Source organism: Chryseobacterium sp. G0162 (assembly GCF_003815715.1).
GTDB lineage: Bacteria > Bacteroidota > Bacteroidia > Flavobacteriales > Weeksellaceae > Chryseobacterium.
The window spans coordinates 4,135,676-4,147,258 of record NZ_CP033922.1; the positions used below are offsets into that span (position 1 = coordinate 4,135,676).

The following is an 11,583-nucleotide window of genomic DNA, read 5'->3' on the forward strand; positions in this document are numbered from 1 at the left end:
TTTAAATAGGCTGATATCTTTTGCCTGCCCTGTTAAAAAATCTTCTAACTCTTCTGATTTTGACCTTAGACCGTTTGGAAAGCTTGAAATACTTGGTGACATTGGTCAGCAATACTCCCAGCAATATGATTGTCAAACCATATAACTGGCCTCCATTGATACTTTGATTAGCCACAATCCATCCTGCAATAACCGTAACAATAGGGTTAATGTAGGTATGGGTACTTACCAATGCAGCGGGTTTCACGGACAACAGCCAAATGTACGACAAATAAGCGACTATCGATCCAAAGAAGATCAAAAACAGAACACCTGCCCATGCTGATACAGGCACGTTTGAAGCGGAAAAATGAGTCCATTCTCCTCTGAATAAGGCAATAAGAAAAGCCGCTACTCCTGCTACAATAAGCTGCTGGGCAATATTCATAAAGGTAGAATGTGAGGCTGGATTTTTCTTGGAATATAGAGAACCTAAAACCCATGCAATAGAACTGAATCCCAATACTACAAAAGCAGTAATCCGTAATTGAGGATCAGCAGAAGCATGTGCCGCAGTAGAGTTTACACTTCCTTTTAAGAAGAATATCAATCCTACGAATCCAATCATCAGACCTATCGGAATAAACTTATCTGAAAAATAGTATTTCCAGTTTTTTCTATCGATGGCAATGAACCAGAAGGGTCCGGTGGCAATAGAGATTGCAGCTTCTGAAGCTGTTACATACTGTTCGCCCCAGGCTACAAGACCTGTTCCTCCGGTAAGGATAAGAACTCCGGTAATGGCATTTTTCTTCCAGTTGACCAGAGAATTTGCTTTTTCCCCTTTAGACAATAAATACCCCATCATCAAAACCCCTGCTACCAGAAATCTCAATCCCGAAAGAATGAACGGAGGAAAACCTTTCAAGCCAAATGAAATAGCTAAAAACGTAATCCCCCATATTACATAAATGTTTGTAAATGCCAATGGAACCAGCCATTTGTTTTTAGAATTGCTCATTTTTATTTTTTTTAATGTTTTGGTTTTAAATAAAAAAGGCCCTACAACTTGGTAGGGCCTTCAAAAGTATGTCATATTAAAAGTAAGGTCACCCACAGTATTCTTGATGCACAGGCATACACATATCCTTCATCATGTTTTTAATGATGTATTTATGAGTTGCATTATTCTTTGTTATTGTGCTCATTTTATTTTATTTCCTGAATACGTCTGCAAATATATAATATAATTTCTATTAGTCTACTAAAAATGTAGGGTTTTTGAATATTAAATTATTATTAACTGTTTAACTTGCTGTTTTTAAATTGTTTAGTCTTTTTGTTTTTTTCTATTTTAAGCTGTTTTGAATATGGCTTTTTCATTTTAAATTCATTTTCCATTGAGATTTCCGGTTTTTTACGTTGTAAGAAAAATAAAATAAATTAAAATTTTTAAGAATTGTATAAAATGGGATTTCAGCATAACACTTTATCTTCATGATAAAAAGAGTTGGCTCTCAACTCCTATGATTCCTGTAAATTTTAAAATAGTTTTCATTTTTAACAATATTTATGATTAGACATTAATGACTAGTCATTAAATTTGAAATATCAATTTTATTAATTTTAAAAAGAATCAATATGAAACGTTTTGAAAACAAAGTTGCTTTTATTACAGGAGGAAATTCAGGAATTGGGAAAGCTGTGGCTGTTTTAATGGCAAGAGAGGGAGCGAAGGTTGTTATTGCCGACCTTAAAGAGAACCGGGAAACCCTGGAAGAAATTCTGAAAGAAGGAACCGACGCAAAATTTATTGCATGTGATGTATCGAATCATGAAGAAGTGGAAAGTTAATGAAACGATAGAGGCGTTCGGAAGTTTGGATATAGCGGTTAATAATGCAGGAATTGTAGACGCATCTCCTGTTCATGAAAAGACAATAGAAGAATGGCAGAAAGTTCTTAATATCAATCTGAGCGGGGTGTTTTATGGAATGAAATATCAGATTGCCCAGATGAGAAAACAGTCAACAGGTGGGGCTGTTGTGAATATGGGCTCTATCATGAGCCAGGTTGCTGAATTCGGAATTGCTTCGTATGCTTCATCAAAACATGGGTTGGTAGGCCTTACCAAAGTAGCTGCGTTGGAAAACGGAACTCATAATATTCGTGTTAATGCGATTGGTCCGGGATATATAGAAACCCCTTTGTTAATGGACAATGCAGCACAAAGTACAGAGTACAGATCTTATATGGAATCTAAACATGCGATGAAAAGATTGGGAAAACCCGAGGAAATTGCAAAAGCTGTATTATTTTTGGCATCAGATGACGCAAGTTTCTGTACAGGAGCTTATCTTCCGGTAGATGGAGGTTATCTGATACAATAATTAAAATAAAGAAATGAAAAAAATAAAAGCGGGAGATCTTCCACTTCGAAGACAGCTGGGAATTACCATGGTGGAAACATATCATCATGTATATGAAAAATCGCAAGAGTTTTTTGCCGGTTATGGGCTTACTTCCCAGCAGTATAATGTGCTTTCGATCCTGCATGATGCGGGCCAGCCATTATCTACTTCTGCCATTTTGAAAAAGATGTTAGAGAAAAACGCAGGAGTATCCAGACTGGTAGACCGATTGATTCTAAAAGAATTGGTTGAAAAAAGTGTGAATACAGAAGATAAACGCCTGATAGATGTTGCACTTACGAAAAAAGGAAATTCTTTATATAAAAAAGTGACTGACCATCTAGCGGGGGTAGATGATGTGTACAATGCATTGACAGATGAAGAAACAGAAACTCTGATCCGCCTTTTGGAAAAAATGAGAAAAATTTAATCTCAAATACAGGATCTGAAAAGAAATGAATTGAATAATTTTTTAAATCATTTGTGATGTTTTTTTTGTTTTGAAAAAAATAATTTTGTTTTCATTAAACTAAAAGGAAGGTAGAAAAAATAGATGCTGCGGTTTTTTAGTGGAAAATATATTCGGTTATTAAATTTCATAAGATTCTTTTCTACATGAGTACACATATCAAGCCTCTTGAAAATAAACAAAATCAAAAATACCACTTCATTCCGGATGTTCCTGATATGATTTCATATCAGAACTTCCGGAATGAAGCTATGGATGGTATTGCAGGAACAGAAGAGGCCTTTTCATTATTTTTAATAAAAAAAGGTCATGGAACTCACACAGTAGACGGAGAAGTAAAAGAAGTTCAGAACAGACAGCTGCATTTTGTATTTTCAGGGCAGATCAACCAATGGGATCTGGGATTTGGTTATGAAATAGATCGTATAATGATCTCTGGGAAAATATTTGAAACTTTCGGCAGTTATCTAAAATACCCTTTCACTCATTATATGAAGTTGGGAAACATTAGTTTATCAGCAGAAAGTTTTGAAAAATTTCAATATGAATTTATCAATATTGGAGCTGAGGTGAAAAGTGGGCCGGAAGGACAATTAACTTCTGAATTCAGGCTTAAAGTCATCATGTTGATGCTGAGCAAAGAAATCTACAGGCTTCATTATGAAAAAAGAATGGATTCTGCCTGTCTTCTTTCTAAATTTATTACATTGGTATTTGAACATTTTCGAGAACAAAGAACAGTCAGTTTTTATGCCGATAAATTGTCTGTTACAACCAATTATCTGAATATTCTGTGCAATAAGCACCTAGGAAAAACAGCAACCGGAATCATAAGCCGAGAATTATTAGCAGAAATCAAACAATATCTGGCGGCTTCCAATGTATCAATTAAAGAATTAGCTATTCTGATGAATTTCAGTTCAATCACCAGTTTTTATGCTTTTTTTAAAAAGTACACGGGAATGACACCCAAAGAGTTTCAAAATCAATATACAGGCATAAACGTACTGAATAGAATACCGGAAGATCTATAATTTTCAAAAACTATAATTTCCATTAAATCTCCGATTATGAGAAAAGAATTCTTATCCGATTAAGATAAGAAAGTATTCCTGTCGCTTTATTTCAAAGTGGTATGATACTTATAAAAATAAGCAACATTTAAATGTATTGATGAATATGAATGAGAGAAACATTCCAATTCAGCGGATCCGGGAGGTTCAGGAAAGATTGAAAATATATCATGATATTATTTTTTGCCAATCCAAGGGATCTTATTATTGGTATAACCCTATTCGTCATGATTTTCTTTCACTGATATTGTTTGAAAGCGCAGAGGGAAAGCATATCATTGAGGGGAAAGCATATCTCATACAAGGGAAGCTGCTTCATCTGGTATTTCCAGGTCAGATCCATTATTGGAATTGTGAAAGCCAACATGAGATCTGCCAGCTATTTATAAGCGAGAATATATTTGAAAGAATGGAACGATTGATGCCGTTTCCGATTTTTATGTACAAAAAAAAGCCGGTTATTGATCTGGATGATGAGGATTTTAACAGATTCATGCATGAGTTCAAGGATATTCGGGATGAACTTCAAATTCCCTCTCCGGTGATGAGCGAAATTATTTACTCCAAAATGAAAATTATCGTCAGAAATATTGCTAAAGAAGTACAGAAAAATACAGAATACCTTAATGTGTATGAAAGCCATCCAGTTCTTTTTGATTTTATGAACCTTTTGAATAAAAACTTCAGACAGGAGAGAACCAAAAAATATTATGCAGACCAATTAAGGATCAATGCTAATTATCTGAATATTCTCTGCAAAAAATATTTGGGACGAACAGCCATCGAAATAATACACAATCAAACCATAGAAAAGATAAAATATAAGCTGATGATGACAGCTGATCCTTTGAAAGATATTGCCTTTGACTTTAGCTTTCAAAACTATGGGCATTTTTCAGGTTTTGTTAAAAAACATACAGGAATTACTCCAAAAAAATTCAGGGAACTGTATGGAATACCTGTCGAGAAAAGGAGTAATCAACAATGAAAAAATGAGTTTTAAAGAAAATTCATAACATGGAAAGTTATATGGGAAAAAAAGTGTAATAAGGAGGATTGGAAATGGATAGGCTTCTGCAATGCTCATGAAATAAATCTGTGTTTTCGAATAAAATAGACAATCTTTCCGATGATTTTGATACATTTATCCATTTCCGAAGCTAAGAACATTTTCAAAAGCTTTGACATTCAATGACTCTGAATCTAAATTAGCTAAAGTCAAAAAAAATCCCGATTTTTGCCTCCTTCAATAAACCTGAGTTCATGAAATTATGTATTGCCGAAAAACCAAGTGTTGCCAGAGATATTGCCAAAGTATTAGGTGCTACCGCATCTAAACAAGGCTATATGGAAGGAAACGGCTATTGCGTGACATGGACGTTCGGACATCTTTGTACCCTAAAGGAACCTCACGATTACGGTCCGCAATTCAAATCCTGGAATTTATTTTCACTGCCTATTATTCCCAGCAGTTTTGGAATAAAACTAATTCAGAATAAAGGAGTAGAAAATCAGTTTAAAGTGATTGAAAGGCTAGTCGAAGAATGTGATGAGGTCATTAATTGTGGGGATGCCGGGCAAGAGGGAGAATTGATCCAGCGTTGGGTACTGCAGAAAGCAAAATGCAACAAACCTGTTCAGCGTTTATGGATTTCTTCATTGACGGAAGACGCTATCAAAGAAGGTTTTGCCAGCCTGAAACCGGCAGAAGATTATAAAAACCTATATCTGGCTGGAAATGCCAGAGCAATAGGAGATTGGCTATTGGGGATCAACGCAACAAGGCTTTTTACCAAAAAGTTTGGGGGAAATAAAGCTGTTCTTTCCATTGGAAGGGTACAGACTCCTACATTAGCTATGCTGGTTCAGCGTCAGAAAGAAATTGATGCTTTTACTACCGAAGAATATTGGGAACTGAAAACCAAATATCGTGAGGTGGTTTTCAATGCTGCGATTGATCGTCTTAAAACGTTAGAGCGTGCAGAAAAAGGGTTAGAATATCTTAAAGTAAATCCTTTTGAAATCGTTTCGTTTGAAATTAAAGAAGGAAAAGAAAAAAATCCACGGCTTTTTGATTTGACCGGATTGCAGGTTGAAGCCAACAAAAAATACGGATATTCAGCAGAGAATACATTGAATTATGTTCAGAGTCTTTACGAAAAGAAGCATGTCACCTATCCGCGTGTTGATACTACATACTTATCAGATAGTTTATATCCGAAAATAGAAGGAATTCTTCGAAAGATGTATCCATACCAGGAGTTGATTGCGCCTTTATTGGAAGCTCCGATTCCAAAGTCAAAAGCGGTGTTTGATGATACCAAAGTTACCGATCACCATGCGATCATTCCTACGGAAGTTCCTCCTTCCCAAAATCTGAGCAGAGAAGAAAAACTGATTTATGACCTGATCGCGAAACGTTTCATTGCGGTTTTTTATCCCGAATGTAAAATTTCAAATACGTTGGTAGAAGGAAAAGTAGGAACTATTCCTTTCAAAACCAGTGGAAGACAGATTCTGGAACCGGGATGGAGAGCTGTTTATGCGAAAGAACCTAAAGAAGAGTCTACAGATAAAGAAAAAGAAAAAGAAGAAGAACAAACTATTCCTGAATTTATCGTAGGAGAAACCGGACCTCACGACCCTATGATTCACCAGGGAAAAACGACTCCACCAAAACCTTACACGGAAGCAACCTTACTGAGAGCAATGGAAACCGCCGGAAAACAGGTTGAAGATGAAGAATTGCGTGAGATGTTGAAGAATAATGGGATCGGAAGACCATCTACCCGTGCCAACATTATCGAAACGTTATTCAAAAGAAAATATATTGAAAAGAAACGAAAAAATCTGATTGCCACTCAAACAGGCATTCAGCTGATTGATACCATTGAAGATGAACTTTTAAAGAGCCCGGAACTAACTGGAGAATGGGAATCTAAACTTCGTAAGATTGAAAAAGGGGAGTATGAAGCCAACCTTTTCAAAGAAGAACTGATTCAGATGGTAACAGAGCTTACCGATAAAGTAGTATACGGAAAAGGTAAAGTCATTACCCTGCAGGACGAAGAGAAAGAAGAAGTGAAGGAAAAGAAAAAAAGAGAACCTGCACAGAAAAAAGAGCTTCAGTCCTGGGAAGAAACAAAATGCCCGAAATGCAAGGAACATAATCTGATTAAAGGTAAAGCTGCTGTTGGATGTTCAGATTTTAAAAACTGCGGGTTTAAAATCACGTTTGAAATCTTTGGGAAAAAGTTATCTGATAAACAGCTTTTAGATCTTGTTTTAAAAGGAAAAACTTCTAAACTGAAAGGGTTCAGTGCTCACCAGGAAGGGTTGACAGAAGGAGTACTTTCTTTAACAGATGATTTCCAGGTACAGCTTACCTAATTATTTTGCCAATATCACAATTGGAGACGTAATAACTCACTTCCTTAGAAGGGATGAATTCAAAAAAATGAAAAGTTTTTAAGATAGGAGGAGTTTACAGTCCCTCAAAAACAATATATCTTCCAATTACCATTATTCATTTTCAAAGATTAATGAGATTCTTCCTTCGTCAGAATGACAAGGTACAAGAATAACTATCGGCAATAAACAAAATATATTTTTCGAAAACATTAATAAGTGAATACGGGATTCGAACCCGTGACCTTTGACTGCCAGTTAAGCATAGTAGAAGTTTTTCTATTTCATCGTTACCCGCATGAATATTAATTTTTTACATTTACATTAAAATTTAAAAAAACAATGACCCCAGAGAAAAAGAAACTTATGACAGACAGCTTCGGCCGTTCAGAAACCCTGAAATTCTATAATGCTGAACTATTGGAAGTAGAAACTGATTTCGTTTCTATTAAAATACCCAAAATGGAAATGATGACCAGAAAAGCAGGCATGTTTAATGGGGCGATGATTGCTTCCCTGGTGGACGTTTCATCAGGATATGCCGCAGTAAGCCATTATCCGGAAGACTGCTACGTGGTAACAGTAGAATTAAAGGTAAACTATCTGCGTCCGGCTATTGGAGATGCTTTGGTTTCAAAATCTTATGTCATTAAAGGTGGTTCTAAAATCAGTGTCATCAGAACGGAAATTTATGTTCAGAATGAAGACTCCGGATCAGAAAGTCATGCAGCGACTTCATTAGTCACCATGATGAAGATAAAATAACCCGATTTTTGAATTGTTTTGAACAAAATCTTCCTTAAATAAAGGATTTAAAGAAATTTTTTTCACTGAAATGGAATGGCTTTTGCTCCATACACCCCATAACTATTAAAAAATTACGAAATGAACTTAATTATCCGTTTGTTCGTCACAGCAATCGTGGCGTACCTTTTAACTAAAATTTTACCGGGAGTACACTTTGAAGGTTTTTCATCAGCAATTATTTTTGCCATTGTACTTGGGGTTTTAAACATATTTGTAAAGCCTATTTTAAGCCTGTTTGGGCTTCCGCTTACCATTCTAACCTTAGGATTCTTTGCATTGGTTATTAATGCAGGTATTATCCTGATTGCTGACTATTTCATAGACAGTATGGTGGTAGATGGTTTCTGGTGGGCATTTGTCTTCAGTATATTATTATCAATCGTGACTTCTCTGGCGAATTCAATGTTCTCAGATGGGGATTAACAGATGAAAATAGAAATTGAAAAGTCCGTTGGTGTTTTTACCAACGGACTTTTTTTGTGTCTGAAAATAAGGGATAAATAGGAATAGAGGAAGTAAACTTCAGTATTCACCCTTTTATTTTATTCATTGGTTATCTTTATTTTTCAATATTTGTTTCAGACCATCAATTTTATTGTTAATTCTTTCGGTAATTTTTATTTTAAATACTAACTTTGGCAATCTTTGAATTTAATGAAAGGATTTGATGAAATCAGTAGGGTTTTACAGATCCGCTAAAAATGAATGAACATATGAAACTTAAGTACAGTCTGCTGGCTCTGGCAGCTCCGCTCTTAATGAATGCACAACAATTAATGACACCTGAAATTCTTTGGACTTTGAAAAAAGTAGGAGTACAGGCTGTTTCTCCCGATCAGGCATCCCTTATTTATAAAGTAGGACAGGTAGATCTGAAAACAGAAAAAACAAAAAATGAGAACTACTTTCTGAATGTTCTTAATCACCAGGCTTCTAAGATCGATTTTGGAAAAAAAGCTTTGATCCAGTGGGATAGAAATGGGATCTATGCTCAGGAAGGAGATAAAATCTATCTTTCAAAAGATGCCGGAAAAACATGGGCAGAATTTTATACGATTGGTGAGGCTGACAATATTGTTGTTTCTCCGGATGGAAAAAGAATTGCTTTCAGTAAGCAAGTATTGGTAGAAAAATTAATGGGGAAAGACAAGTATAGCGATACCCCTAAAACTACCGCTCAGGTATATACAGACCTTAACCACAGACACTGGGATTATTTCAATGAAGGAAAATATAATCACGTATTTGTAGTAAATACCTCAGATAAAGTAGAAGCAGCTAAAGATTTATTGGAAGGAAAAACATGGGATTCTCCTCAAAGACCTTTTGGTGGTGCTGAAGACTTTGTATGGAGCCCGGATTCTGCACAGCTTTTATATGTTACCAAACCAAAAAGCGGTAAAGAATATGCTACAAGTACAAATACAGATATTTTTGCTTATGACTTAGCTACAGGAACTACTAAAAACCTTACAGAATCAAATAAAGGATACGATGTCAATCCAAAATTCAGTCCGGATGGAAAATCTTTGATCTGGCAGAGTATGGCCAGAGATGGGTATGAAGCGGATAAGAATGATGTAAAGATTTTAGACTGGAAAACAGGGAAAACTACCAATCTTACAGCAGGTTGGGATGATAGTGTTTCAGGAGATGTACTTTGGGGTGCTGATTCAAAAACGATCTATTTCACGGCAGCTTACAGAGGAACAAAACAACTGTTTTCTTTAGATTCAAAGTCTGCAAAAGTACAGCAGATCACCAAAGGAGATTTTGATGTAAATGAAATTTTCACAGACAACAAAACTTCAGTAATAGTAGGAAGAACAGATGTAAACCATGCTACAGAATTATTCTCTGTAAACCTTAAAAACGGAGAAATGAAGCAGGTTACTGAAGCGAATAAAGATACTTATGCGAAGTTAGCACAAGGAAAATCTGAGCTTAAAATGGTAAAAACTTCGGATGGTAAAGAAATGGGCGTATGGTTCCACTATCCACCGAACTTTGATCCTAATAAAAAATACCCAACATTAGTATATTGCCAGGGAGGACCACAGTCTGCATTAACACAATATTTCAGTGTAAGATGGAATTTTGCCCTAATGACAGCAAACGATTATATCGTAGTGGCTCCAAACAGAAGAGGTATGCCGGGCTGGGGAACAAAATGGAATGAAGACATCTCAAGAGACTGGGGTGGACAGCCAATGAGAGATTATCTTGCAGCCACAGATTATGCTAAAACATTACCGTATGTAGATGGTGACAGAGTAGCTGCTGTTGGAGCAAGTTATGGAGGATACAGCGTATTTATGTTGGCTGGAATCCATGAAAACAGATTCAAAACATTCATCGCTCATGATGGATTATTCGATATGAAATCATGGTACCTGACGACTGAAGAACTTTGGTTTGCAAACTGGGATCTTGGTTCACCATGGGAAAAACCACAACCAAAAGCTTATACAGAGTTTAACCCAAGCAATTTTGTAGAAAAATGGAACAAGCCAATTATGATCGTTCAGGGAGGAATTGATTTCCGTGTACCTTACGAGCAGGGGCAGGAAGCTTTCCAGGCGGCAAAACTAAGAGGATTAAAATCTAAATTGGTTTATTTCCCGAATGAAAATCACTGGGTACTTCATCCACAAAACGGATTGGTATGGCAGAGAGAATTCTTTGACTGGTTAAAAGAAACTTTATAATAGATATCAATAGAAGCGGGCTTTAGCCCGCTTTTTTTATGATGAAAAGTCTAATGGTTTTAGAATGTAATAGTTCTTAATTAATAAGGTAGAGAAATATCAAAAAATCAATAGGAGCGGGCTTTAGCCCGCTCTGTTTATCATCAATAAATTCCAATGGCTTTAGCCGAAACCTAAAAACCAATGATTTAAATTTCCTTCACCCAAGGAAATAAAATAGTTATATATTTGATTATGCAAAACCGTATTTCATCATTTCCCCCTCTCATCGATGAACAGTCTGAAATTTTAATTCTGGGTTCTATTCCCGGAGTAAAATCATTGGAAATGCAGCAATATTATGCCCATCCCCAAAACAAATTCTGGAGAATTATTCTTGAACTACTGAATGAAGAATTTACCGAAGATTATTCCAAAAGAATGGAAACCTTAAAGAAACATCACATTGCTCTTTGGGATGTCATTGATTCCTGCGAAAGAAAAGGAAGTCTGGATTCCGAGATTAAAAACGAAGAAGCCAATCAGATTGAAGAACTGCTGGAGAGACATCCAAATGTAAAAGCAATCTTCTGTAACGGCGGAAAATCATATAAGAATTTACAAAAGATTTTAGGGAAAAACTATAAGCTTCCTATTTTCCTCATGCCATCAACAAGTCCGCTTCATACCATTTCATTTGAAAGAAAATTTGAAGAATGGAAGAAGGTGTTGGGGTTTTTGAAGGTTTGA

At 35.8% G+C, this 11,583-nt stretch carries 11 protein-coding genes; 10 read left to right on the forward strand and 1 reads right to left on the reverse strand.

The window, feature by feature from the left end; genetic code table 11:
• Position 1: 1 nt before the first annotated feature.
• Positions 2–1,000 (reverse strand): EamA family transporter, encoded by a 999-nt coding sequence (locus tag EG344_RS18535; RefSeq protein WP_123910851.1) that lies wholly within the window; start codon positions 998–1,000, stop codon positions 2–4.
• Between the two features lie 620 nt (positions 1,001–1,620).
• On the opposite strand from EG344_RS18535, the gene EG344_RS24405 reads away from it, so the two are divergent.
• The 10 genes from EG344_RS24405 to EG344_RS18580 all read left to right on the forward strand — a co-directional run bounded on the left by EG344_RS24405 (position 1,621) and on the right by EG344_RS18580 (position 11,583).
• Positions 1,621–1,833: an SDR family NAD(P)-dependent oxidoreductase gene (locus tag EG344_RS24405; protein ID WP_262697352.1), complete on the forward strand. Its 213-nt coding sequence runs from the start codon at positions 1,621–1,623 to the stop codon at positions 1,831–1,833.
• Positions 1,814–2,368: an SDR family NAD(P)-dependent oxidoreductase gene (locus EG344_RS18540; protein WP_262697353.1), complete on the forward strand. Its 555-nt coding sequence runs from the start codon at positions 1,814–1,816 to the stop codon at positions 2,366–2,368. Before EG344_RS24405 ends, EG344_RS18540 begins: the two co-directional genes overlap by 20 nt.
• Positions 2,369–2,381: 13 nt before the next feature.
• Positions 2,382–2,819, forward strand: a complete 438-nt coding sequence (locus tag EG344_RS18545; RefSeq protein ID WP_123910852.1) for a MarR family winged helix-turn-helix transcriptional regulator — start codon at positions 2,382–2,384, stop codon at positions 2,817–2,819.
• A 185-nt stretch (positions 2,820–3,004) separates the two neighbouring features.
• Positions 3,005–3,892, forward strand: a complete 888-nt coding sequence (locus EG344_RS18550; protein ID WP_123910853.1) for a helix-turn-helix domain-containing protein — start codon at positions 3,005–3,007, stop codon at positions 3,890–3,892.
• A gap of 145 nt (positions 3,893–4,037) precedes the next feature.
• Entirely contained in the window at positions 4,038–4,919 is an 882-nt protein-coding gene (locus EG344_RS18555; RefSeq protein WP_164464468.1) for an AraC family transcriptional regulator, read from the forward strand.
• Positions 4,920–5,194: 275 nt separating this feature from the next.
• Entirely contained in the window at positions 5,195–7,321 is a 2,127-nt protein-coding gene (locus EG344_RS18560) for a type IA DNA topoisomerase (RefSeq protein WP_123910855.1), read from the forward strand.
• Between the two features lie 384 nt (positions 7,322–7,705).
• On the forward strand, positions 7,706–8,104 hold the full coding sequence (locus EG344_RS18565; RefSeq protein ID WP_228412763.1) for a PaaI family thioesterase: 399 nt from the start codon (positions 7,706–7,708) through the stop codon (positions 8,102–8,104).
• Between the two features lie 120 nt (positions 8,105–8,224).
• Positions 8,225–8,569, forward strand: coding sequence for a phage holin family protein (locus EG344_RS18570; protein ID WP_123910857.1), 345 nt, complete (start codon positions 8,225–8,227; stop codon positions 8,567–8,569).
• Positions 8,570–8,859: 290 nt separating this feature from the next.
• Positions 8,860–10,854 carry a S9 family peptidase gene (locus EG344_RS18575; RefSeq protein ID WP_123910858.1) on the forward strand — a complete coding sequence of 665 codons (1,995 nt, stop codon included), beginning with the start codon at positions 8,860–8,862 and terminating at the stop codon, positions 10,852–10,854.
• A gap of 234 nt (positions 10,855–11,088) precedes the next feature.
• Positions 11,089–11,583 carry a DNA-deoxyinosine glycosylase gene (locus EG344_RS18580; RefSeq protein ID WP_123910859.1) on the forward strand — a complete coding sequence of 165 codons (495 nt, stop codon included), beginning with the start codon at positions 11,089–11,091 and terminating at the stop codon, positions 11,581–11,583.

Coding starts and splice junctions, on each gene's coding strand:
- EG344_RS18535 (WP_123910851.1), bottom strand. CDS start 1,000: ATGAGCAATTCTAAAAACAAATGGCTGGTTCCATTGGCATTTACAAAC.
- EG344_RS24405 (WP_262697352.1), top strand. CDS start 1,621: ATGAAACGTTTTGAAAACAAAGTTGCTTTTATTACAGGAGGAAATTCA.
- EG344_RS18540 (WP_262697353.1), top strand. CDS start 1,814: ATGAAGAAGTGGAAAGTTAATGAAACGATAGAGGCGTTCGGAAGTTTG.
- EG344_RS18545 (WP_123910852.1), top strand. CDS start 2,382: ATGAAAAAAATAAAAGCGGGAGATCTTCCACTTCGAAGACAGCTGGGA.
- EG344_RS18550 (WP_123910853.1), top strand. CDS start 3,005: ATGAGTACACATATCAAGCCTCTTGAAAATAAACAAAATCAAAAATAC.
- EG344_RS18555 (WP_164464468.1), top strand. CDS start 4,038: ATGAATGAGAGAAACATTCCAATTCAGCGGATCCGGGAGGTTCAGGAA.
- EG344_RS18560 (WP_123910855.1), top strand. CDS start 5,195: ATGAAATTATGTATTGCCGAAAAACCAAGTGTTGCCAGAGATATTGCC.
- EG344_RS18565 (WP_228412763.1), top strand. CDS start 7,706: ATGACAGACAGCTTCGGCCGTTCAGAAACCCTGAAATTCTATAATGCT.
- EG344_RS18570 (WP_123910857.1), top strand. CDS start 8,225: ATGAACTTAATTATCCGTTTGTTCGTCACAGCAATCGTGGCGTACCTT.
- EG344_RS18575 (WP_123910858.1), top strand. CDS start 8,860: ATGAAACTTAAGTACAGTCTGCTGGCTCTGGCAGCTCCGCTCTTAATG.
- EG344_RS18580 (WP_123910859.1), top strand. CDS start 11,089: ATGCAAAACCGTATTTCATCATTTCCCCCTCTCATCGATGAACAGTCT.